The 23,169-nt window shown below is 73.3% G+C and carries 20 protein-coding genes and 1 riboswitch; of the genes, 5 read left to right on the forward strand and 15 right to left on the reverse strand.

Features of this window, described 5'->3' with window-relative positions; all coding sequences use genetic code 11:
• Entirely contained in the window at nt 1–1,188 is a 1,188-nt protein-coding gene (gene galK, locus QP090_RS28725; RefSeq protein ID WP_285942584.1) for a galactokinase, read from the forward strand.
• Between the two features lie 200 nt (nt 1,189–1,388).
• Here the strand turns inward: galK and QP090_RS28730 are convergent, their stop codons facing one another.
• The 3 genes from QP090_RS28730 to QP090_RS28740 form a co-directional block, all read right to left on the reverse strand.
• Nucleotides 1,389–2,378: a malate dehydrogenase gene (locus QP090_RS28730; protein WP_285942585.1), complete on the reverse strand. Its 990-nt coding sequence runs from the start codon at nt 2,376–2,378 to the stop codon at nt 1,389–1,391.
• Between the two features lie 300 nt (nt 2,379–2,678).
• Nucleotides 2,679–3,896 carry an NADP-dependent isocitrate dehydrogenase gene (locus tag QP090_RS28735; RefSeq protein WP_285942586.1) on the reverse strand — a complete coding sequence of 406 codons (1,218 nt, stop codon included), beginning with the start codon at nt 3,894–3,896 and terminating at the stop codon, nt 2,679–2,681.
• 81 nt (nt 3,897–3,977) lie between these two features.
• Complete coding sequence (locus QP090_RS28740; protein ID WP_285942587.1) at nt 3,978–4,448, reverse strand: DUF3017 domain-containing protein; 471 nt, start codon at nt 4,446–4,448, stop codon at nt 3,978–3,980.
• A gap of 270 nt (nt 4,449–4,718) precedes the next feature.
• Here QP090_RS28740 and QP090_RS28745 point away from each other — a divergent pair, with 270 nt between their 5' ends.
• A complete protein-coding gene (locus tag QP090_RS28745) occupies nt 4,719–5,423 on the forward strand; it encodes an FHA domain-containing protein (protein WP_432763088.1) in 705 nt (234 codons plus the stop codon).
• Between the two features lie 137 nt (nt 5,424–5,560).
• On the opposite strand, the gene QP090_RS28750 is transcribed toward QP090_RS28745, so the two are convergent.
• On the reverse strand, nt 5,561–6,418 hold the full coding sequence (locus QP090_RS28750) for a bifunctional methylenetetrahydrofolate dehydrogenase/methenyltetrahydrofolate cyclohydrolase (RefSeq protein WP_285942589.1): 858 nt from the start codon (nt 6,416–6,418) through the stop codon (nt 5,561–5,563).
• A gap of 56 nt (nt 6,419–6,474) precedes the next feature.
• A riboswitch (ZMP/ZTP riboswitch) is annotated at nt 6,475–6,561 on the reverse strand.
• A 100-nt stretch (nt 6,562–6,661) separates the two neighbouring features.
• Here QP090_RS28750 and QP090_RS28755 point away from each other — a divergent pair.
• A complete protein-coding gene (locus QP090_RS28755; protein WP_285942590.1) occupies nt 6,662–7,255 on the forward strand; it encodes a GNAT family N-acetyltransferase in 594 nt (197 codons plus the stop codon).
• 33 nt (nt 7,256–7,288) lie between these two features.
• Here the strand turns inward: QP090_RS28755 and QP090_RS28760 are convergent, their stop codons facing one another.
• From QP090_RS28760 to purN, 3 genes are all read right to left on the reverse strand, one after another.
• The gene (locus QP090_RS28760) at nt 7,289–7,468 is read right to left on the reverse strand and encodes a hypothetical protein (protein ID WP_285942591.1); all 180 of its coding nucleotides are present in this window, start codon (nt 7,466–7,468) and stop codon (nt 7,289–7,291) included.
• Between the two features lie 170 nt (nt 7,469–7,638).
• Nucleotides 7,639–9,198: a bifunctional phosphoribosylaminoimidazolecarboxamide formyltransferase/IMP cyclohydrolase gene (gene purH / locus QP090_RS28765; protein WP_285942592.1), complete on the reverse strand. Its 1,560-nt coding sequence runs from the start codon at nt 9,196–9,198 to the stop codon at nt 7,639–7,641.
• On the reverse strand, nt 9,195–9,851 hold the full coding sequence (purN, locus tag QP090_RS28770; RefSeq protein WP_285942593.1) for a phosphoribosylglycinamide formyltransferase: 657 nt from the start codon (nt 9,849–9,851) through the stop codon (nt 9,195–9,197). The genes purH and purN overlap by 4 nt, the downstream gene beginning before the upstream one ends.
• 103 nt (nt 9,852–9,954) lie before the next feature.
• Between purN and QP090_RS28775 the strand changes: the two genes are divergently transcribed.
• Nucleotides 9,955–10,464 (forward strand): DUF4190 domain-containing protein, encoded by a 510-nt coding sequence (locus QP090_RS28775; protein ID WP_285942594.1) that lies wholly within the window; start codon nt 9,955–9,957, stop codon nt 10,462–10,464.
• A gap of 10 nt (nt 10,465–10,474) precedes the next feature.
• On the opposite strand, the gene QP090_RS28780 is transcribed toward QP090_RS28775, so the two are convergent.
• From QP090_RS28780 to sucC, 3 genes are all read right to left on the reverse strand, one after another.
• Nucleotides 10,475–12,301, reverse strand: a complete 1,827-nt coding sequence (locus QP090_RS28780) for a cell division protein PerM (protein WP_285942595.1) — start codon at nt 12,299–12,301, stop codon at nt 10,475–10,477.
• A gap of 159 nt (nt 12,302–12,460) precedes the next feature.
• Nucleotides 12,461–13,348, reverse strand: coding sequence for a succinate--CoA ligase subunit alpha (sucD, locus tag QP090_RS28785; RefSeq protein WP_285942596.1), 888 nt, complete (start codon nt 13,346–13,348; stop codon nt 12,461–12,463).
• Nucleotides 13,349–13,350: 2 nt separating this feature from the next.
• Nucleotides 13,351–14,529: an ADP-forming succinate--CoA ligase subunit beta gene (sucC, locus tag QP090_RS28790; RefSeq protein ID WP_285942597.1), complete on the reverse strand. Its 1,179-nt coding sequence runs from the start codon at nt 14,527–14,529 to the stop codon at nt 13,351–13,353.
• 344 nt (nt 14,530–14,873) lie between these two features.
• Between sucC and QP090_RS28795 the strand changes: the two genes are divergently transcribed.
• Nucleotides 14,874–16,511, forward strand: coding sequence for a glycoside hydrolase family 15 protein (locus QP090_RS28795; protein WP_285942598.1), 1,638 nt, complete (start codon nt 14,874–14,876; stop codon nt 16,509–16,511).
• Between the two features lie 51 nt (nt 16,512–16,562).
• Here the strand turns inward: QP090_RS28795 and QP090_RS28800 are convergent, their stop codons facing one another.
• From QP090_RS28800 to dhaM, 5 genes are all read right to left on the reverse strand, one after another.
• A complete protein-coding gene (locus tag QP090_RS28800) occupies nt 16,563–17,330 on the reverse strand; it encodes a TSUP family transporter (protein WP_285942599.1) in 768 nt (255 codons plus the stop codon).
• A gap of 95 nt (nt 17,331–17,425) precedes the next feature.
• A complete protein-coding gene (locus QP090_RS28805) occupies nt 17,426–18,652 on the reverse strand; it encodes a hypothetical protein (protein WP_285942600.1) in 1,227 nt (408 codons plus the stop codon).
• Nucleotides 18,653–18,682: 30 nt separating this feature from the next.
• A complete protein-coding gene (locus QP090_RS28810) occupies nt 18,683–20,380 on the reverse strand; it encodes an outer membrane protein assembly factor BamB family protein (protein WP_285942601.1) in 1,698 nt (565 codons plus the stop codon).
• Nucleotides 20,381–20,446: 66 nt separating this feature from the next.
• Complete coding sequence (gene pcrA, locus QP090_RS28815; protein WP_285942602.1) at nt 20,447–22,708, reverse strand: DNA helicase PcrA; 2,262 nt, start codon at nt 22,706–22,708, stop codon at nt 20,447–20,449.
• A 69-nt stretch (nt 22,709–22,777) separates the two neighbouring features.
• On the reverse strand, nt 22,778–23,167 hold the full coding sequence (gene dhaM / locus QP090_RS28820) for a dihydroxyacetone kinase phosphoryl donor subunit DhaM (protein WP_285942603.1): 390 nt from the start codon (nt 23,165–23,167) through the stop codon (nt 22,778–22,780).
• Nucleotides 23,168–23,169: the final 2 nt, after the last annotated feature.

The following is a 23,169-nucleotide window of genomic DNA, read 5'->3' on the forward strand; positions in this document are numbered from 1 at the left end:
ATGACCGCCCCGCGCACCGCCCCGCCCGCCGGCCCCGACCCGGCCGCGCTCGCCGCCGCGTTCACCGAGGCGTACGCGGCGCCGCCCGAGGGCGTCTGGCACGCGCCCGGCCGGCTCAACCTGATCGGCGAGCACACCGACTACAACGACGGCCTCGTCCTGCCGTTCGCGCTGCCCCTCGGCGTCTCGGTGGCGGCGGCGCGGCGCGACGACGGCGTCCTCGTCGTCCGCTCGCTCCAGGCCGCCGGCGACGGCGTCCGCACACCGGTGGACGGCGGCCCGATCAGCGCCGAGGACTGGCCCGACGGACGGCGCTGGGCCGCCTACCCGGCCGGCGTCGCCCGAGTGCTGCGGCCGTCCGGCACCGGCGGCGCGTCCCTGCTGATCGACGCCGACCTGCCGCAGGGCGCCGGGCTGTCCTCCTCGGCCGCGCTGGAGTGCGCGACCGCGCTGGCGCTCTGCGAGCTGTACGGGGTCCAGATCGCGCGGCCCGAGCTGGCCCGGCTGGCACAGCGCGCCGAGCACGAGCACGTGGGCGTCCCCTGCGGGCTGATGGACCAGTCCGCGTCACTGCTGTGCACGGCGGGCCACGCCCTGCTGCTCGACTGCCGCAGCGGCCTGTCCGCACAGGTCCCGTTCGCGCCGTCCGGCGCCGGACTCGCGCTGCTGGCCGTCGACACCCGCGCCGGGCACGAACTGGCCGGCGGGGAGTACGCGCGGCGGCGGGACGAGTGCGAGCGGGCCGCGGCGGCGCTCGGCGTGGACGCGCTGCGCGACGTCACGGACCTGGCCGGGGCGCTGGCCTCGCTCCGCGACCCGGTGCTGCGCCGCCGCGCGCAGCACGTGGTCACCGAGAACCACCGGGTGGAGGCCGCCGCCGGGCTGCTCAGGGCGGGCGCCGTGGCCGAGCTCGGCGCGCTGCTGACCGCCTCGCACCTGTCGCTGCGGGACCAGTTCGAGGTCTCCTGGCCCGAGGCCGACACCGCGGTCGAGGCGGCGCTCCGGGCCGGCGGCCGGGGCGGCCGGATGATCGGCGGCGGCTTCGGCGGCTCGGTCATCGTGCTCACCGCGGCGGCCCGCGCGGACCGCGTCCGCGACGCGATCACCGCCGCGTACGCCAAGCGCGGCTGGACGGCCCCGGCCTTCCTGGAGGCCGACCCTGCGGAAGGCGCCCACCGCGTCCGCTGACCTGGCTGCCCGCCCAGGACCTGCCGAGGGGCCGGTTTCAGATGCCCCAGCCGTCGCGCGGGCGCGTTACCTGTCCGGTGAGGCGAAGCCGGAGGCGAGCCTCACCGGACAGATCGCGAAGCGATGCCGCGCCCGCCCGGACACGGTCAGGTACGAGCCGCCAGGCGAGTGCCTGGGCCGGGACCGTAAAACACTAGAGGTCAGATGAGGCCGAGCTTGCGGACCGCGTCGCGCTCCTCGGACAGCTCGCCCACGGACGCGTCGATGCGGGCGCGGGAGAAGTCGTCGATCTCCAGGCCCTGGACGATCTTCCATTCGCCGTTCGCGGTGGTGACCGGGAACGAGGAGATCAGGCCCTCCGGGACGCCGTAGGAGCCGTCGGACACCACGGCCATCGAGGTCCAGTCGCCGTCCGCGGTGCCGTTCACCCAGGTGTGCACGTGGTCGATGGCGGCGGACGCCGCGGACGCCGCCGAGGACGCGCCGCGCGCCTCGATGATCGCGGCGCCGCGCTTGGCCACGGTCGGGATGAAGTCGTTCTCCAGCCACGCCTGGTCGTTCACCGTGCCGGCGGCGCTCTTGCCGGCGATCTCGGCGTGGAAGATGTCGGGGTACTGGGTGGCCGAGTGGTTGCCCCAGATCGTCATCTTCTTGATCTCGGCGACGGTCACGCCGGCCTTCTTCGCGAGCTGCGCGAGGGCGCGATTGTGGTCGAGGCGGGTCATCGCGGTGAACCGCCCGGCCGGGACGTCCGGCGCGTGCGACTGGGCGATGAGCGCATTGGTGTTGGCCGGGTTGCCGACCACCAGCACCTTGATGTCGTCGGCGGCACCGGCATTGATCGCCTCGCCCTGCGGCTTGAAGATCCCGCCGTTGGCCTCCAGCAGATCGCCGCGCTCCATGCCCTTGGCACGGGGCCGGGCGCCGACCAGCAGCGCGACGTTGGTGCCCGCGAACGCCTTGACGGCGTCGTCGAAGATGTCGACGCCGGCCAGCAGCGGGAAGGCGCAGTCGTCCAGCTCCATCGCGGTGCCTTCGGCGGCCTTCACCGCCTGCGGGATCTCCAACAGGCGCAGCCGGACGGGTACGTCCGCCCCGAGGAGCCGACCGGACGCGATGCGGAACAGCAGCGCGTAGCCGATCTGGCCCGCGGCGCCGGTGACGGTGACGTTGACTGGGGTGCGAGTCATGCCTTCACTTCTCCTGCTGTGACCTGACGGGGCTCAGGCGGCCATGCTTCGATCTCGAACCCGACCGCCCGGGAGGCGAGCCGCCGCGCCGGTTCTCTCGTCGTCGAGATACTCCACCGGCCAGGCTATCGCGCGCCGCCGGTGCCGCATCCCCCAGGTCCACACACGGGCATGGCGAGGCCGCTTGGCCGCCGCCCGTCGGACCGCTCCAAGGAACGCCGAAGGCCGCCCCGGATTCACCAGGGCGGCCTGGAGTGCCCACGCGGGCGGGCCTCACGACGATCAGGCGTGATCCGACGATCAGCCGTTGATCTTCTTCTGGAGGTTGGTGTCGAGCGCCTCCAGGAACTCCTGCGTGGTCAGCCAGGGGGCGTCCGGCGCGACCAGCAGCGCCAGGTCCTTGGTCATCTGACCGTTCTCGACGGTCTCGACGCAGACCTGCTCCAGCTTGCGGGCGAAGTCGACGAGCTGGGGGTTCTCGTCGAGCTTGCCGCGGTGCTCCAGGCCCCGGGTCCAGGCGAAGATCGACGCGATCGGGTTGGTCGACGTCGGCTTGCCCTGCTGGTGCTGCCGGTAGTGCCGGGTCACCGTGCCGTGCGCGGCCTCGGCCTCGACGGTCTTGCCGTCCGGGGTCATCAGCACCGAGGTCATCAGCCCGAGCGAGCCGTAGCCCTGGGCGAGGGTGTCGGACTGGACGTCGCCGTCGTAGTTCTTGGCCGCCCAGACGAAGCCGCCCTCCCACTTGAGCGCGGCGGCGACCATGTCGTCGATCAGCCGGTGCTCGTAGGTCAGGCCCTTGGCCTCGAAGTCGGCCTTGAACTCGGCGTCGAAGATCTCCTGGAAGAGGTCCTTGAACCGGCCGTCGTAGGCCTTGAGGATGGTGTTCTTCGTCGACATGTACAGCGGCATCTCACGGCTCAGCGCGTAGCGCATGCTGGTCCGGGCGAAGTCGCGGATCGAGTCGTCGTAGTTGTACATCCCCATCGCGACGCCGCCGCCGGGGAAGTCGGCGATCTCGAACTCCATCGGCTCGGAGCCGTCCCGCGGGGTGTAGGTCATGGTGACCGTGCCCGGGCCCGGCACGACGAAGTCGGTCGCGCGGTACTGGTCGCCGTGGGCGTGCCGGCCGATGATGATCGGCTTGGTCCAGCCCGGGACCAGCTTGGGGATGTTGGAGGCCACGATGGGCTCACGGAAGATGACGCCGCCGAGGATGTTGCGGATCGTCCCGTTGGGCGAGCGCCACATCTTCTTGAGGCCGAACTCCTCCACCCGGGCCTCGTCCGGGGTGATCGTGGCGCACTTCACACCGACGCCGTACTTCTTGATGGCGTTGGCGGCGTCGATCGTGACCTGGTCGTCCGTGGCGTCACGGTGCTCGATCCCCAGGTCGTAGTACTTCAGGTCCACGTCGAGGTAGGGCAGGATCAACTGGTCCTTGATGAATTTCCAGATGATCCGCGTCATTTCGTCGCCGTCGAGTTCGACGACCGGGCCCGCTACTTTGATCTTGGGCATACTGTTGCTGTCCCTTTCCTACACCGGCCAGCAGTCCTTGTAAGGCTCAACTGGCTAGGCTAGCCGAGGCCAAGTTGAGGTCTAGACCTGGCCTGTTCCCGCGGACGACCCGGGTTCTTCGGAGGGTCCCGAGCGTCCCGCCCGCCGCTCGGCGAGCAGGAACCGCACCGCGCGGACCCCGAGGGCCAGCGCGATGAGCACCCCGAACACGCCGGCGAGCAGCAGGCCCGTCTTGTTCATCGGCGGCACGCTCAGCGCGACGAAGGCGACCATCTCGCCGAGGATCACCAGCGTCCAGCAGTCGACCGGGCGGCTGCGCACCGCGAGGTGGCCGAGCTGCGACTCGGGGAGCAGCAGCCGGGCCAGCGCGCCGAACAGCAGCGCGGCGGCCATCAGCCCCGACCCCTTGCGGAAGTAGGCGAGCGCGCAGAGCACCAGCCCGCCGGCGACGCCGGACAGCACGATGAGATAGGGGAGCTGGCCCAGCCAGTGCGGGGCGGCCCCCCGGCCACGCGGTGCCCTGCGGCGCCGCCGGTGCACCTCGGTGCTCATGCCTGGCTCCACTCAGCGACGGTCCGTGGGCCTTCCACCGTACTGCCATCCAGGAACCCCGACGACATCCGCGCTCCGGTACGGCTGGGGCCCGACTGATGGCGATGGACCCCATATGGGTACTGAATCCCTTGTGTCATCGCTCCTACCGGCCAGTAGGAGGGTGTGACGGTGACGCGGCCGGGTAACCCGCTGGACAGGGGTCGCTAACTAGCTGGGAGGACTGCCGTGGAGGGGCCGTTCATGCGGATCGAGGACAGCGGGCTGGTGATGCCGTTGCGCCCCGACGTGACGACGGTCGGAAGAGGGAGAGGAGTGGACATCCGCCTCGACGACCCGAGTGTGTCCCGTTTGCACGCAGAGATCATTCGGCGCGGCCCGTACGTCTACGTCGTGGACATGGGCCTGTCCCGCAACGGGACCAGGGTCAACGGCCGGCCGATCGCACGGCGCGTGCTGGAGGACGGTGACGTCGTGAGCTTCGGCACGGCGCGCTGCCGCATGGGGGGCATCCCCCGGGAGGAGGTCGATCCGGACGTCGAGCTGCGGCGTGCCATCGCACCCGAACTGACCCGCCGCGAGGTCGATGTGCTGACCTCGCTGTGCAGGCCCGCCCTGTCGGACGAGGCCTTCGTCGCACCCGCCACCGCCCGGGAGATCGCCGGCGATCTCGTCGTCACCGAAGCCGCGGTGAAGCAGCACCTGCTGCGGCTCTACCAGAAGTTCCGCATCCCCGAAGGAGCCAACCGCCGAACCCGGCTCGCCAATGAGGTCATCGCCATGGGCCTGGTCCGGCCGCTGCCACCGGTGCACGTCCCGCAGCAGGGGCGTCCGCCGATGGAGGGCCGGCCGGCCCCGGGCGGACGCCCGGACGCCCGCCGCACGGGCCCCCCGCCGGGCGGCGGCCACGGACCGGGCCACGTGACCGGCCCGGTCCGCCCGGCGGCCGGCGCGGCAGGGCGGCGGGCCAGCTGATGTGATCGTGCGATCGCCCCCATCGGCAGCGCAATACGGGGGCGGTCGCCGGCCAACCCGACGGGGCCGCGCCTGGAGGAGGGCGCGGCCCCGCTCGGTGTTCCCCCACGCCCCCGGGCGCGGCCCGCTGCGGCGGCCTAGGCGGGTTCGGCGGCCCTCTCGGCGGCCTCGACCACGTTGGTGAGCAGCGTCGCGCGGGTCATCGGGCCCACGCCGCCCGGGTTGGGGGCGACCCAGCCCGCGACGCCGTGGACGTCCGCGGCGACGTCGCCGGTGAGCTTGCCGTCGACCCGGGAGACTCCGACGTCCAGCACCGCCGCGCCGGGCTTGACCATGTCGGCCGTGATCAGGCCGGGGACGCCGGCCGCGGCCACCACGATGTCGGCCGCGCGGGTGTGCGCGGCCAGGTCGCGGGTGGCGGTGTGGCAGAGCGTGACGGTCGCGTTCTCGCTGCGCCGGGTCAGCAGCAGCCCGAGGGCGCGGCCGACGGTGATGCCGCGGCCGACGATGGTGACCTCGGCGCCCTTCAGCGGGACGTCGTAGCGGCGCAGCAGGTCGACGATGCCCTTGGGCGTGCACGGCAGCGGGCCGGGCTGCATCAGGACCAGCCGGCCGAGGCTCATCGGGTGCAGGCCGTCGGCGTCCTTGAGGGGGTCGATCCGCTCCAGCACCCGCTGCTCGTCCAGGCCCTTGGGCAGGGGGAGCTGGACGAGGTAGCCGGTGCAGGCCGGGTCGGCGTTCAGCTCGGCGACGGCTCGCTCGACCTCGTCCTGGGTGGCGTCCGCGGGCAGGTCGCGGCGGATGCTCTCGATGCCGACCTCGGCGCAGTCGCGGTGCTTCATGTTCACGTAGGCGTGGCTGCCGGGGTCGTCGCCCACCAGGACGGTGCCGAGGCCCACGTTCACGCCGCGCTCGCGGAGCGCCGCGACCCGTGTCTTGAGGTCGGCGTGGATCTCCGCCGCGATGGCCTTGCCGTCCAGAATCCGTGCCGTCATCCGTACCTCCGCGCTGATTCGCCAGGGGCCCGCGCAGGACCGAGCCCGGCTCGGGTCCCGTCCACCCAGGCGCGCGGTGTCCGGACTGTGGTTCGCTCCCCGGTGGTGAATCCACCTTGACCGCGCCAGTCGCGTCCGGGCCATGCTATCCGGCGGCGCGGGCACCGCGGCGGGAGCGGTCTCCGCGAAAGGGCGTCGAGTGGCCCTGCGGGGGCGCCTCCGCCGATCCATACACTGGACGGTATGAACGACGCCTGGTTCGACCGTCCGGCCCTGACCGGGCGTCGCGTACGGCTGGAGCCGCTCTCCGCCGACCACGCCGAGGGCCTCTTCAAGGCGGGCGCGGACCCGGCCGTCTGGACGTGGCTGAGCTCGTTCCAGCCGGACGGCGTCGACGGGATGAGGGTGATCGTCGAGAAGGCGCTGAACGCGTACCAGCACCGGATCCAGGTGCCGTGGGTGCAGCTCGACGCCGCCACCGGAGAGGTCGCGGGCACCACCTCGTACTACGAGGTCGCCCCGGCGCACCGCGGCCTGTGCATCGGCTCGACGTGGCTCGGCGCCCGCTGGCACCGCACCGGGATGAACACCGAGGCCAAGCTGCTGCTCATGGAGCGGGCGTTCGAGGGGCTCGGCGCGATCCGGGTCGGCTGGCACACCCATCACCGCAACGAGCGGTCGAGGCGGGCGATCGAGCGGCTCGGGGCCTCGTTCGAGGGGATCCACCGCAACCACCGGATCATGCCGGACGGCTCGACACGCGACACCGCCACCTACGGGATGACCGACGCCGAGTGGCCCGCCGCGCGCGCCGCCCTGCGGGCCCGCCTCCGCTGACCTCTCGCCGGCCTCCCCCCGCGGGGCCGGAAGTCAGTCCTCGTCGGGGCGGTGGCGCCAGGCGATGAGCCGGTCGGTGCCGTGCCAGCCGAGCTGGGCGGCGAGCATCGCGGCCAGGACCGCGGCCAGCATCCCGATCACCTGGCGGCCCTCCATCAGCAGGGAGGCGGTCTGGGACACCGTCCCCAGCATGAGGGTCATGAGGAAGTCCATCGCGCCTCCATCGGCGAACGCGCGCGCCCGGGGTCATGGAGGGGCAAGGGGAGGGCGCGGCCAGGCCGAGGCTACCAACGCGGGAAGGTAAAACCGCCCATGATCAGGGAGAACACCGGATCGGGGCGGTCCGGCGCGGCGGGACGGACCCGCCGCGCCGGACCCCGCGATCAGTGGAAGAAGTGCCGGACGCCGGTGAAGTAGAGGGTGATCCCCGCCTTCTCCGCCGCGGCGATCACCTTGTCGTCGTTGATCGACCCGCCCGGCTCGACGATCGCCTTCACCCCGGCCGCCGTCAGTACCTCGAGGCCGTCCGGGAACGGGAAGTAGGCGTCGGACGCGCCGACCGCGGTCGCCGCGCGGTCCTCGCCCGCCCGCGTCACCGCGAGCTTGGCCGAGTCGACCCGGTTGACCTGGCCCATGCCGACGCCGACCGTGGCGCCGCCGGCGGCGAGCAGGATCGCGTTGGACTTGACCGAGCGGCACGCCGTCCAGGCGAACGCCAGGTCGCGGAGGGTCGCCTCGTCGGCGGCGGGCCCCGTCTTGAGCTCCCACGTGGACGGCGCGTCGCCGGCGGCGTCGACCCGGTCGACGCCCTGGAGCAGCACGCCGCCGTCGATCCGGCGGAACTCGACCTCGTTCCGCGGGCCCTCGGGGCAGCGCAGCAGCCGAATGTTCTTCTTGCGGGTGAGGATCTCCAGCGCCTCGGCGTCGAACGCCGGGGCGACCAGCACCTCGGTGAAGATCTCGGCGACCTGGGCGGCCATCGCGGCGGTGACCGGCGCGTTCACCGCGATCACCCCGCCGTAGGCCGACATCGGGTCGCAGGCGTGCGCCTTGCGGTGCGCCTCGGCCACGTCGGCGCCGATCGCGATGCCGCACGGGTTGGCGTGCTTGATGATCGCGACGGCGGGCCCGGCGAAGTCGTAGGCGGCGCGGCGCGCGGCGTCGGCGTCGACGTAGTTGTTGTAGGACATCTCCTTGCCGTGGAGCTGCTCGGCCCCCGCCAGGCCGCCCGTGCCGTCGGTGTAGAGCGCGGCGCGCTGGTGCGGGTTCTCGCCGTACCGCAGGACGTTCGAACGCTCCCAGCTCGCCCCGAGGAAGTCGGCCCACCGCGACTCGGCGGCCGTCTCGTCCGGCGCGTACTCGCCCGCGAACCAGGACGCGACCGCCACGTCGTACGCGGCGGTGTGCGCGAACGCGCGCGCGGCCAGGCGGCGGCGCTCGTCGAGCGTGAAGCCGCCCGCCGCCGCGGCCTCCAGGACCGCCCCGTACGCGGACGGGTCGACCACGACCGCGACGCTCGTGTGGTTCTTGGCGGCGGCGCGGACCATGGTCGGGCCGCCGATGTCGATCTGCTCGACGCACTCGTCCGGCCCGGCGCCCGAGGCGACCGTGTCGGCGAACGGGTACAGGTTCACCACCGCCAGGTCGAACGGCTCGACGTGCAGGTCGTCCAGCTGCTGGAGGTGGTCCTCCTTGCGCCGGTCGGCCAGCAGGCCCGCGTGCACCTTGGGGTGCAGGGTCTTGACCCGTCCGTCGAGGCACTCGGGGAATCCGGTGAGCTTCTCCACCTTCATCACCGGCACTCCGGCGGCGGCGATCCGCCCCGCCGTGGAACCGGTGGAGACCAGTTCGACCCCGGCCGCGTGCAGGCCCCGGGCCAGCTCCTCCAGCCCCGTCTTGTCGTAAACGCTGATCAGCGCACGCTTAATCGCCACCCGACTCACCGGTCGAGCTCCCCTCGTTCATCCGACGCATCACTGCATGTACGGCTCTTCATGGAGACCCGTCTGCCCTCTTCGGTCCACCCGTCGCGGGCCAGCCGCCCGACGACGTCGACCAGGAGCCGCCGCTCCACCTGCTTGATCCGCTCGTGCAGGGAGTCCTCGTCGTCGTGCCGGCGGACGGGTACGGCCTCCTGGGCGATGACGGGTCCGGTGTCCACGCCCTCGTCGACGAAGTGCACGGTACAGCCCGTGAGCCTCACCCCGTACTCCAGGGCCTGCCGCACGGCGTGCGCGCCCTGGAAGGACGGCAGCAGTGCCGGGTGCGTGTTGATCGTCCGGCCACCGAACCGGGCCAGGAAGCGCGGCCCGAGGATCTTCATGAAGCCGGCCGACACGACCAGGTCGGGCTCGTGCGCGGCGACCGCCTCGGCGAGCGCCCCGTCCCAGTCGGCGCGGCTGCCGAAGTCGGGGATCCGCAGGGTGAAGGCGGGCAGCCCGGCGCGTTCGGCGCGGCCGAGCCCGCCGGCGTCGGCCCGATCGGCGCCGACGGCCACCACGCGGGCACCGTAAGCTGGGTCCGCGCACGCGTCGAGCAGCGCTTGTAGGTTGGTCCCCGCTCCGGAGACGAGGACGACGAGCCGGGCGGACACCATGACTCCCTGGTGGACGTGGGGTTGACGAGCCGATACGCAGCCTATCGGCCATGCTGAGCGCGCAGGAATCCACACCAGAGGTCAGCGGCCAGGAGGAACAGACGTGACTGAGCAGCCGGGCGGAACCGGCCCCGGTAAGGACGGCGGCGACGGCGCCGAGGCCCCCGACCGCACGCCGGACGGCGCGGGCCCGGCCGGGCGGCCCCCGCTGGGCGGACCGCCCTCCAAGACCGACGCCAGCGGCCTGCGCGCCCTGCTGCTCGGGGGTCTGGCCCTGGTGTTCGCGCTGTTCTTCTTCCCCGCCGGGCTGATCCTCGGCATCGCGGCGGTGGTGGTGGGGATCAGGGCTCGCCGCCAGGCCAAGGGGCGGCGGGCCACCGCGCCCGGCGCCGCCGGGGGCATCGTGCTCGGATCGATCGGCCTGGTCGTCGTGGTGTTCTCCATCACGGTCACCGCGCTCCTGTGGCCGCAGATGAGCGCCTACCAGGACTGCCTGGGCGCCGCCAACACCGTCTCCGACGAGAAGGCGTGCAAGACCACCTACGTCCACGAGCTGGAGAAGAAGTTCGGCCGGCCGGGCCTGGACCTGAGCCGGCTCGAACAGTGGACCTGAGCCGCGGCCGTCAGTCCCGGCGGGGGTCGTCCCTGAGCACGTAGATCGCTCCGCCGCGGGTCTCGGTGCGCTCGGGGTCCTCCCGGGGCGTCGGGACGTCCGGGTCGGTCTCGGGCCCAGGGCGCCGGGCGGACCCCGCCGGTCGTGCGGGGCGGGAGGACCGGGACGGCTGCTCCTCGGCCTCCAGCGGCTCGGGCGGCACCGGCCCAGGGTCCTCGACCTGCTCGGGCAGGGACTCGGGCGCCGGCTCGGCCGCACGTCCCCTCGCCCGCGCCGGCCGGCGCGGGGTGAGTACCGGCTCGGCCTCCTCGAACTCCAGCGGATCCGACGCGTACGGCGAGGCCAGGGGCGCGGCCGGACGGACCGGCGCCTCCTCGTCCGCCCGGACGGGCTCGGCCCGCGCGGCGGGCGCGCCCCGTTTGCCCGGCGCGCCGGGCTGAGCGGACTTGGTGGGCTTAGCGGACTTAGCGGCCTTGGTGGGCTTGGACGGCGGGGCGGACGCGGGCTTCTCGGCCCTCCGCCGGACCCGCCCGCGCTCGCGGGGCTCCGCCGCGCCGGACGCCGACGACTCCGTGGACTCCACGGGACGGCGCAGGATCAGCCAGTTCGTGACCCAGGCCGCGATCGCCGCCGAGACCCCGACCTCCAGCGTGGCCATCAGCCCGACCTGCCAGGCCGACGGCCCCACGGTCGCCATCCCGCCGCTGCCGAGCGGACCGCCCGACAGCGCCGTCAGCAGCGCCGTCACGGCGCCCGTCATCGCTCCCGACACGAACCCCCACAGCGGCGCGCCCTCGTACACCGGGCTCGGCATCGCGCGGATGGTGAGCACCCCGCCCACGGCCCCGGCCACGAACGGCGCCGCCAGCGCCAGCAGCGACACCACCGGCGCCGGGCCCGGCTCGGGCAGCGCAGCCAGTGGCGGGAAGGCCGGCACGGCGCTCAGGAACACCCCGGTCGGCGAGACGCTGGTGCCCGCGCCGACCGAGAAGCCCGGCCCGACCGCGTAGGCCATGCCCCAGATCACCGCGTTCGGCAGGAAGGCCAGCTCGACCAGCAGCAGCAGGGCGCCCCCGACGATCCCCGGGGCGAGGGTGTTGTACAGGTCGGTCGCGGCGCCCATGTGCCCCAGCAGGGACCCGCCGACCAGGATCGCGCCCGACGCCAGCAGCACCCCGGTGGCGCCCGCGACCCCGACCACCAGCGAGCGCTGCCGGTCCGGCAGCAGCCGCAGCAGCGCGCCGAGCCCCGAGCGGACCCGCCGTCCCCCCGCGGTGCCCGCCACGACGGCCCGCGCCGCACCGAGGGCGCCCGCCGCGAACGCGACCAGGAAGCAGGCCGGCAGCCCCTCCCAGGTCGACGGCCGGATCGCCGAGGACGTCGCGGCGAGCGCGAGCAGCCCGGCCAGCAGCGCGTAGGGGACCGCCAGCGCGACCGCGACGTGCACCACGCCGATCCGGGGACGGCTCGGCATCCCCACGGTGCGGATCATCCAGGCGCCGCTCCGGTACAGCAGCGCCCCCGGCAGGACGATCAGGCCGAGGGGCAGCAGCCCCACCCGCCCGTGCTCGCTGGAGAAGCCCGCGTGGTGTGCGACGAGCCAGAAGTTGACGACCGTCCGGAACACCCCCGGCAGCCCCGCCCCGAGGGCGGTCCGCGGCGCGGCGATCCAGCCGATGAGCGTGATCGTCGTGAGCACGGCCAGGCCGATGCCGACGCACCACAGCGCGCCCACCAGCCCGGCCACGTACAGCGGCCTGGGCGGCCCGGAACGCGGGTCCTCCCCGGCCTCGGGCGGCTCAGCGGTCACGCGCGGTCCGGGCTTCTGGTCGCTCACCCGCCCATGCTGGCACCCCGCCCCGGCACGGGCGGGCTGCCCGCCCGGCGTGTCGTCTTTGTCATCACCCCTCCCGGCCCGGCCGCCGAACGAAAGACACCCGGGCCGTCCCGCGGCTCGGGTGTCTTTCGTGGCCTGGGCCCCCTCGGGGTCCCAGGGTCAGAGGTTCTTCATGACCTCGCGCATCAGGCGGGCGGTCTCGCTGGGGGTCTTGCCGACGCGGACGCCGACCTTCTCCAGGGCCTCCTTCTTGGCCTGCGCCGTGCCGGCCGAGCCGGACACGATGGCGCCAGCGTGGCCCATGGTCTTGCCCTCGGGGGCGGTGAACCCGGCGACGTAGCCGACGACCGGCTTGGTCACGTTCTGCTCGATGTAGGCGGCGGCGCGCTCCTCGGCGTCGCCCCCGATCTCACCGATCATCACGATCGCGTCGGTGCCCGGGTCCTCCTGGAACGCCTTGAGCGCATCGATGTGGGTGGTCCCGATGATCGGGTCGCCGCCGATGCCGACGCAGGTGGAGAAGCCGATGTCGCGCAGCTCGTACATCATCTGGTACGTGAGCGTGCCCGACTTGGAGACCAGGCCGATGCGGCCCGGCGTGGTGATGTCGGCCGGGATGATGCCCGCGTTGGACGAGCCCGGGGTCGCGATGCCGGGGCAGTTGGGCCCGACGATCCGGGTCTTGCTCCCCTTCTCGCCGGCGTACGCCCAGAAGTAGGCGGTGTCGTGCACCGGGATGCCCTCGGTGATGACCACGCACAGCGGGATCTCGGCGTCGATCGCCTCGACCACGGCGTCCTTGGTGAACTTCGGCGGCACGAACACCACCGACACGTCGGCGCCGGTCGCGGCCATCGCCTCGGCGACGGTGCCGTACACGGTCAGCTCGGTGCCGTCGAAGTCGACCTTCTGGCCGGCCTTGCGCGCGTTGACCCCGCCGACCACGTTGGCGTCGGCGGCGAGCATCCGGCGGGAGTGCTTCATGCCCTCCGAGCCGGTGATGCCCTGCACGATGATCTTGCTGTTCTCCGTGAGCCAGATGGCCATGCTCATGCACCTGCCGCAGCGAGTTCGGCGGCGCGCTTGGCCGCGTCGTCCATGGTGTCGACCTGTTCGACGCCGGGCAGCGCCGCGTCGTCGAGGATCTTGCGCCCGAGGTCGGCGTTGTTGCCGTCCAGCCGGACCACCAGCGGCCGGTTGACGGTCTCGCCGCGCTCGCCGAGCAGCTTGTAGGCGGACACGATGCCGTTGGCGACCGCGTCGCAGGCGGTGATGCCGCCGAACACGTTCACGAACACCGACTTGACCGCGGTGTCCGACAGCACGATCTCCAGGCTGTCGGCCATCACCTCGGCGGACGCGCCGCCGCCGATGTCGAGGAAGTTGGCGGGCTTCTGCCCGTTGAACTCCTCGCCGGCGTAGGAGACCACGTCGAGCGTCGACATGACCAGGCCCGCGCCGTTGCCGATGATGCCCACGCTGCCGTCGAGCTTGACGTAGTTGAGGTCCTTGGCCTTGGCCGCGGCCTCCAGCGGGTCGGCGGCGGCCTTGTCCTCGAGCCCGCCGTGCTCCTGGCGGAACGAGGCGTTGTCGTCGAGGGTGACCTTCCCGTCGAGCGCCTTCACCTCGCCGGCGGTGGTGAGGATCATCGGGTTGACCTCGACGAGGCTGGCGTCCTCGTCGGTGAACACGGCCCACAGCCGCTCGATGATCTCGGCGGCGCCGGCCAGTGCCTCCTCGGGCAGCCGGCCCTGCTCGGCGATCTCGCGGGCCTTGGCCCGGTCGACGCCGGTCAGCGGCGAGATGGGCACCAGCCCCAGCCGGTCGTGCGGCACGTCCTCGATCTCCACGCCGCCCTCGACGGAGCAGATGGAGAGGAAGGTGCGGTTAGCCCGGTCCAGCAGGAAGCTGAAGTAGTACTCCTGCGCGATCGCGCTGCCCTCTTCGACCAGGACCTTGTGGACCGTGTGGCCCTTGATGTCCATGCCGAGGATCTGGTCGGCGAGGGTCTGCGCCTCGTCCGCCGAGTCGGCCAGCTTCACGCCACCGGCCTTGCCACGACCACCGGTCTTGACCTGGGCCTTGACGACGACCTTCGAGCTTCCCGCGGCGAACAGCTCCGCCGCAATAGCTCGTGCTTCCTGGGGGGTACGGGCGACCTTGCCGGTGGGCACCGGTACCCCGTACTCGGCGAAGAGTTCCTTCGCCTGATGTTCGAACAGGTCCACGAGGCGTCCTTTAACGGATCGACAGCCAAATGACCGCTGAGTGGGGGTACACGTGTGTCCGTGCGGCCTGCCACTCTGCGGTCCGCTCCGTCGATGGAGCCTAGTCAACCCGGGCCCATGGTCATGCCGCCGGGTCGGTTTCCCCTGCCCCCTGTCCGGTTCCCGGAACCCTTTGGGGGAGGCGGGCGCGGCGGGACGTCGCCCGTGAGGAGGAAGCGGCGCGGGGTACTCACCTTGAGGGAGGAGGTCGCGCGCGGGCCCTGAGATGGATGAACGGGTTCGCGGAGTTTGATGTACTTAAGTGCGCCTTGCGGTAAAGCAAGGCTCTGAGGGGAGATGCGGCCGTGGCCGATGAGCGGATGAGGCCGGGCCGGGTCGGGGTGCGGCGGGGTCCGCGCGGCGGACCGTCCGCGGCCTCACGGCGGGGGCCGCGCCGGGTCCGGCGGGCCGCCGCGCTGCTCCTCGTCGCCGTGCTGGTCGCCACCTGCGGGGCCGGCAGCCCCGACCGGGCCGCCGGTCCGGGCTGGGCCAGCCCCGGGCTGGTCGGCGGCGGCGGCTGGCCGTTCAACAGCGTCCCCCTGTCCCCGGCCGAGGCCGAGGGCGCGTCCTACCTGCCGGACAGCTCGGTGGTGCGGCTGGGGAACGGCCGGATCCGGTTCATCCCGTTCGGCTCCGATACCCCGATCACCGTGGACCCCTCCGACCCGCGCGTGGCGGCGGCCGTACGGTCCGACAGCGCCTGGCTGGCGCGCGGCACCGTGCCGGGCCTCACCGTGCCGGACATCACAGTGCCCGGCGTCCCCAGACCCGGGGCCACCGGACCCGGCGTCACCGGACCGCCGGCGCCCGCGCCGTCGCCGTCCGCCGCCGTCCAGGCGGCGCCGGGGCCGCAAGGGGCGAAGAGCGCGGAGGCCGCGAAGGCCGCCGAAGCGGCGGAGGCGGCCGAGCGGAACCGGGACATGGCGGCGCGCGCGCTGCTCGACCTCCGGCTGCTCACCCGCCCCAACGGCGCCTCGCTCGCGTCCTGGTACGGGCCGTGGAACTTCAGCTGGCCGCGCGACTCGGCGTTCGCGGCGGCGGCGTTCGCGGTGTCCGGGCATCCGGCCGAGGGCCGGCGGGTGCTGCGCTTCATGGCCCGCGTCCAGCACGAGGACGGCCTGTGGGCCGCGCGCTACAACGCCGACGGGACGGCGGTGGCGGACGGCCGGCCCCCTCAGCTCGACTCGCTCGGGTGGGTGCTGTGGGCAAGCTGGTTCTTCCGCACGCAGGCGCCGTCGTCCGACCTGCCGGAGCTGTGGCCCATGGTGCGGCGCGCGGCCGACCGCCTGGCCCGCTCGCTCGACTCCACCGGCCTGCCGCCGCCCTCGTCCGACTACTGGGAGCGCGGCCCCGGCCACGAGCAGGACCCCGACCGTCCGACGCTCGGGGTCGTCGGGCCGGTCCTGGCCGGACTGCGGTCCGCCGCCGCGATCGCCGACGGGTACGGCAAGCACGACAAGGCCGCCCGGTGGCGGTCCGCGTCGCACCGGCTGTCGGACGCGGTCGGACGCGACTTCGCCCCGCACGGCTACCCGCGCTCCCCCATCGCCGGCGGGCTGATGGACACCTCCGTCACCTTCCTCGGCCCGCCGTTCGGCCCGGCCGACCCCGCCGTGGACGCCGCGGTCGCCAACGCCGCCCGCAAGCAGGCGCTGCCGAACGGCGGGGTGCTGCCGGGCGAGCGCTGGTCGGGGCACAAGCAGGTCGCCTGGACGCCGGAGATGGCGCTGTTCACGCTCTCCGCGGCCACCTCCGGCCGTACCGTCGAGGCGCACGACCGGCTCGGCTGGCTGGCCGAGCACAGCACCTCGCTGGGGGCGCTGCCCGAGAAGGTCGGCGAACGCGGCCAGCCCGCCGGGGTCGCCCCGCTCGGCTGGACGGCGTCCCTCGTGGTGCTCAGCCTGGCCGCGCTCGAACGCCCCCTGCCCGTCCCGCCCGCCTGAACGGTGCCGGGGCCTGGCCCGGGGTCGGGTCCGGGGCGGAGCGCCGGAGGCTCAGGCGAACTGCTCGTACCCGAGCTTGAGCACCAGGCCGCCGACCACGCACAGCAGCACCGCCCGGACGAACCCGGCGCCCCGGCTGATCGCCATGCGGGCGCCGAGCAGCGCCCCGGCCATGTTGCAGACCGCCATCACGAGGCCGAGGGCCCACAGCACATGGCCCTGCGCGGCGAACACGATCACCGCGCCCAGGTTGGTGCCGGTGTTGATGATCTTGGCGTTGGCGGAGGCGTTCACGAAGTCGACACCGAGCAGCGTGGTGAACGCCAGCACCAGGAACGTCCCCGTGCCCGGTCCGATCAGCCCGTCGTAGAAGGCGATCGGCACGCCGGGGATCAGGATCGCCGCCGCGGTCCGGCGGCGGGTGCGCAGCACCAGCGCGGGCACCCGGCCGAGGTCCGGCCGCAGCACCACGATCGCCGCCACCGCCAGCAGCACCACCATGATCACCGGCTTGAGCAGCTCGGACGAGATCGCCGCCGCGCAGAGCGCGCCGCCCGCCGCGCAGCACACCGCCAGCCCGGCGGCGGGCAGGGCGACCCGGACGTCCGGCTTGGCCTTGCGCAGGTAGGCGACGGCGGCGGTCGAGGTCCCCGCGATCGAGGCGATCTTGTTGGTGGCGAGCGCGGTCGCGACCGGCTGGCCCGGGTTGAGCAGCATCAGCGCTGGGAGCTGGATCAGCCCGCCCCCGCCGACCACGGCGTCCACCCAGCCCGCCGCCGCGGCGGCGAGGATGAGCAGGACCACTTGCTCGACGTGCACGGGGGCTCCCGGGGGTAAGGAGTCAAAGGATCGTCGCGCATGAACCTACTCACCCCCGCCGGCGCCGCGCGCACCGGCCGCTCCCGGGACGCCCGTCAGCGCATGACCGATACGCGGCAGTCGTCGCACCAGAATCCGTGCACCGTTCCACGCAGGCCCATCCGCCCGAACGGGGTGAAGCCGCCGTCGATGGACGTGACGTATCTCATGCACGTCCCGCACGCGGCGCAGGCCGGGTAGCGGAGCTCGTGCTCGGTCTCCCTCGGCAGCCCGCCCACGTGGTGGTTGGAGTGCCCGCCGAGCGCCATCATGCTGACGCCGTCCTGGTTCGGGTGCGGCTCCAGCGCCAGCGCCCGCGCCCCCGGCACGACCCGTCCCTGCGCGGCCGGCGCGCTCGGGCCGCCGAGCACCTCCTCCACCGCGCCGTCCAGGCCGATCCGCGCCATCGGGACGTCCGGCTCCCCGCAGCCGCACGCGAGCAGGAAGAACGACGGATCCGCGCTCAGCCCGAACGGCAGCAGGCGCGCGGCCAGGGTCAGCACCCGCTCGGCGGGCGCACGGCACGTCCCGCAGGCGGGGACCTCGCCGGGGAAGCCGCCGCCCATGACGTGCGCGCTCTCCCCCCGGTCGACGACCAGGCCCATGAACGCGGGCCGGTACCCGGCCGGTTCCAGGGTGTCGGGGAGCAGGCCGGCGAGAGTGGCGAAGGTCTCCCAGGCCGCCTCGCCCTCGATCTTCTCGAGTTCCTCGCGCAGCGAGATCAGCGTCCGCACTGCGTGGTCGGTCCGGACGAGGGCGATCGACTCCAGCGTCCCGTCCTCCCCCGACCGCCAGCGCTCCACCAGCCCGTCCACGAGCGCGTCCGGGGCGCCCGACAGCAGGCCGGCGCGGATGGCCCCGTCCTCCTCGAACCGGTCGGCGAACGGGCGCAGCCGGGCCGGCTGGTACGCGGCGATCTCGAAGACCACCGACGCGAGCGGGGTGCCGCGCACGGGCTCGGACAGGGAGTCGGCGACGAAGGCGTCGAGCAGCCCGCCGGGCAGCCAGGGCACCAGCACCCCCGCGTCCCGGGCCAGCGGCCCGGCCCCGCGCAGCCGCTCGGCCACCCGCGTCTTCTCCGCGTGCGCGCCGGGCATCAGCGCGAGGTGGGTGGAGGCGTAGGAGGCCGTGCGCTCGTCGGCCGTCTCCATCAGGATCTCGACCGCGTCGGCCAGGCCCCGCCCCGTCCTGGCCGCCAGCAGCTCGGTGATCCGCTCGCTCGTCTCGGGAACGTCCAGGGACGCGTCGTCGACCAGGTCCTGGACCATCTGGAGGATCTTCATCGGACGCAGTCTTCCAAGGACGAACTGACATTAGGGGAACAACTCAGACATTACCCCCAGCGGCCCGCCTCCGGGACCAGCGGACGCGCCGCCGGCCGGCGGCGCGTCACCGGCGCGGAGGGCCCTGACGGCCCGGCCGATCCGGTCCCCGTTGAAGCCCGCGGCGCCGGCGACCGTGATGATGTAGCGGCCCACCCGGACGACCGTCCTCTCCTTCCCCGGCTTCCCGAACTGGTAGGCCTCATCGCCCAGACCGGGCACCGCACGGACGTCCGGGGTGAACGCGGCGAGCAGCTCATCGGCCTCCCGCGCGGACCGGGCCACCCAACTCACCGCGATCCGGCGACCGGTGTCCCGGGGCGACTCGCAGGTCAGGCCGTGCAGGGTCACCGGGCCGATCTCGACCGGTTTCCCGGGCCGCCAGGACGGCTCGGCGACCAAGGTGCAGGCCTGCGGCCATTCCGACGGCCGGACACCGCCCAGTCCGACGGGAGCCCCGCCGGCACCGGGCTCGGCGTCCCACTCGTAGGCGGTCAGCCGGGTGCCGCCGCGCTCCCCTCGGGTGGGCCGGAAGAGCAGGCCGGCGGTCGCGAAGACGCCCGGTTCGGCGGCCGGCGCGTCCCAGAACTCCGGGTCCCCGAAGGGCGCCACCTCGGTCGTGACCTGGGCGGTCCTGGGGACGATGACGGACAACCCGGTCGCCGGTATCGCGTAGCCGGAGGCCAGCCGGGCGTCCGACTGGTAGACCCGGTCTCCCGCAACGGTGAGCCGGCCGGTGGCATGGTGCCGCACCTCCCGGACGACCTTGCCGGTGCGGAGGTCGATGAACGCGAGGGACTCCCCGCCGGTGAGGGGGACGACCGCCCGCCGGCCCACCACGGCGAGCTCGCACTCCCAGCAGGTCCGCTTCGGGCTCATCCCGAGGATCTCGCGGCCGCCGGGGCCGAGAAGCGTGAAACGGCCCCTGGACTCCCCCTCGGGGATCAGGGTGATCCCTTCCTGCACCCACACGTCCTCGGCGGGCGTCCTCCTCTGCCAGCGCACGTCCCCGGTACGCGGGTCCAGCGCGACGAACCTGCGCTTCGGCGTGCCGCACTCCTCCTTGACCAGGAAGAGGCTGCCGTCGGTCGGCACTGGTTCCGCCTTGCACCCGGTCCCGGTCATGGCCCTCTCCGGCTCGACCTTGGTGGACCAGCGCCTCCGCCCGGTCTTCGCGTCGACCGCCTCGAACACGGTGCCGGCGTCGGCCCCCCAGGTCAGCACGGTGGTCCCCGACTTCGAACCGACCAGCGTCCGCGCTCCGAGTCCGGACGGGGTCGTCCTCCAGAGCTGCTTCCCGGTGACCGCGTCCAGCCCCACGATCCGTTCGGTGGTCTGGACGACGACCGCGTCCGGCGTCGTGGTGAGGCCGACGAGCCGGGCCTCCAGCTCCCGGTAGTGCCAGCGCGGCCGGCCCGTGCGGGCGTCGAGGACCTCCACGCCCCTCCTCGTCCAGGCGAGGACCTGCCCCGCGACGTGCGCGAAGGCCACCTCGTCCTTCCGCGTCGCGGAGAACTCCCGCTGCCAGGCGGGGCGCAGCCGCCCGGGGGCGGGCCCGGTCTCGGACGTCTCCTCGGGTTCGGTTCTGCTCGTCACGTGGTCGACCGGCGGATCCAGCATCGGGTCGACGGGTTCGCAGCCCATGGTGAGGACGGCCAGCGCGACGAGCGCGGCCAGGAAAGGGCGCACGGGGCCTCCAGGGACGATGCCCTTAGGACTCCCGCGCCGCCCCCGCGGTTCGAGCGGGGACGGCCGTCAGAGCTTCTCGACCGGGGCGTACCGGAGCACCAGGCGCTTGACCCCGTACTCGCCGCCGAAGTCGACGCTGGCGGCGGCCTTGTCGCCGTCGCCGTCGACGGACACCACGGTGCCCAGGCCGAACGAGTCGTGGGTGACCTTGTCGCCCGGCGACAGGGCCGGGACGGCCCGGTTGCCCGGCGAGCGGACCCCGGGGCGGGCCGCCACCGAGGCGATCGCCGGGGACGACCTGCCGGACGCCTCGCGCTCCCACGCCATCAGCCCGGTCGGGACCTCGCCGAGAAAGCGGGACGGCGGGTTGACCTGCGGGGCGCCCCACGAGCTGCGCATCGTGGCGCGGCTCAGGTACAGCCGCTGCCGGGCCCGGGTGATGCCGACGTAGGCGAGCCGGCGCTCCTCTTCGAGCTCCTTGGGGTTGCTCATGGCGCGCAGGTGCGGGAACACCCCGTCCTCCATGCCGGTGAGGAACACCACCGGGAACTCCAGGCCCTTGGCGGTGTGCAGGGTCATCAGCGTCACCACGCCCTGCTCGGTCTCCTCGGGCTGCTCGCCGGGCGGCACCGGGTTGCCCTTGGCGCCGCCCGGGATCGAGTCGGCGTCGGCGACCAGGGCCACCTGCTCCAGGAAGTCGGTGAGCCGGCCGGCGGCGTCCTCGCCGTCGAGGCGCTCCTCGAACTCGCGGGCGACGGCCTCCATCTCCTGGAGGTTCTCGACGCGGGTCTCGTCCTGCGGGTCCTTGGACGCCTGGAGCTCGGCCAGGTAGCCGCTCTTCGTGAGGATCCGGTCGACCAGCTCGGCCGGGGTCGCGGACTCGACGGCGGCGCGCAGCTCGTCGAGCAGGGCGACGAACTCGCGGACCGCATTGCTGGACCGGGTCGCCATGCCCGGCACGTCCTCGGGACGGCGCAGCGCCTGCCAGAACGAGATGCGCTCGCGGGAGGCGTACGCCTCGACGCACGCCTCGGCTCGGTCGCCGATGCCGCGCTTGGGCACGTTGAGGACGCGGCGCAGCGAGACGGTGTCCTCGGGGTTGGCCAGCACCCGCAGGTAGGCCAGCAGGTCGCGGATCTCCTTGCGCTCGTAGAAGCGGACGCCGCCGACGACCTTGTAGGGCAGGCCGACGCGGATGAACACCTCTTCGAACACCCGGGACTGCGCGTTGGTCCGGTAGAAGATCGCGACGTCGCCGGGCCGGGCGTCGCCGGCGTCGGTGAGCTTGTCGACCTCGTGCGCGACGAACGCGGCCTCGTCGTGCTCGTTGTCGGCCACATAGCCGGTGATCTTGTGGCCCTCGCCCTGGTCGGACCAGAGCCGCTTAGGCTTGCGGTCGGCGTTGCGCTCGATGACCGCGTTGGCCGCCGACAGGATCGTCTGGGTGGAGCGGTAGTTCTGCTCCAGCATGATCGTGGTGGCGTCCGGGTAGTCGCGCTCGAACTCCATGATGTTGCGGATCGTCGCGCCCCGGAACGCGTAGATCGACTGGTCGGCGTCGCCCACCACGCACAGCTCGGCCGCCCCCACCCCCTCGACCGGCGCGGTCAGCTCCCGGACCAGCTCGTACTGCGCGTGGTTGGTGTCCTGGTACTCGTCGACCAGGACGTGCCGGAACCGGCGCCGGTAGTGCTCGGCGGCCTCGGGGAACACTTGGAGCAGGTTGACCGTCATCATGATCAGGTCGTCGAAGTCCATCGCGCCGGCCTGCTGGAGCCGCGCCTGGTACATCTCGTACGCCTCGGCGAGCGTCTGCTCCATGTGGGTGGCGGCGCGGGCCTTGTAGGTCTCGTAGTCGATCAGCTCGTTCTTGAGGTTACTGATCTGCGCGGAGAACGACTTGGGCGGGTAGCGCTTGGGGTCGAGGTCGAGCTCGCGGCAGACCAGCGCCATCAGCCGCCGCGCGTCGGCCTGGTCGTAGATCGAGAAGCTCGTCGGGAAGCCCAGCCGCTTGGCCTCGCGGCGCAGGATCCGCACGCAGGCCGAGTGGAAGGTCATCACCCACATCGCGCGCGAGCGCGGGCCGACGAGCGCGTCCACCCGCTCCTTCATCTCGGCCGCGGCCTTGTTGGTGAAGGTGATCGCCAGGATCTGGCCCGGATGCGCGTCGCGCTCGCCGAGCAGGTGGGCGATCCGGTGGGTGAGCACGCGGGTCTTCCCCGAGCCGGCACCGGCGACGATCAGCAGGGGGCCGCCCGAGTGCACGACGGCGGCGCGCTGCTGCGGGTTGAGGCCATCGAGCAAGGGGTGAGCTTCGGTCTTCGACATCACGTGCGAGTCTACGGCCAGGCGCCGACGCATTGTCTCGGCTCCCGCACCCTCGCGGTGGTCGCCCGGTCAGGTCTTGCGGTGGTCGCGAGCGCTCTCGGCGGCGGCCAGCACCCCCTCCAGTCCGGCCCCGGCGGCGGCCATCGAGGCGGCGGCGATCGCGCCCTCCACCAGCGGCGCGTCGGCCAGCACCAGGCCGCCCGGCACGTCCGCGGCGTCCTCCAGGGCCAGCTTCGCGGTGAGGACCGAGCTGCCGAGATCGGCGAGCAGCACCACCCCGTCGCCGTCCCCGGCCGCCTCGATGGCCCGTCCGACCAGCTCGGGGCTGGTGCCGAGGCCGCCGTCCGGGTCGCCCCCGGCGGGCTCCACGACCGCCTTGCCGACGCCCATCGCGCGGGCCACCTCGGCGGTTCCCTCCGCCAGCGCGCGGCTGTGCGAGACCAGCACGATTCCGACCATCG

This window comes from Actinomadura xylanilytica (genome assembly GCF_030283145.1).
GTDB classification, from domain to species: Bacteria; Actinomycetota; Actinomycetes; order Streptosporangiales; family Streptosporangiaceae; genus Spirillospora; species Spirillospora xylanilytica.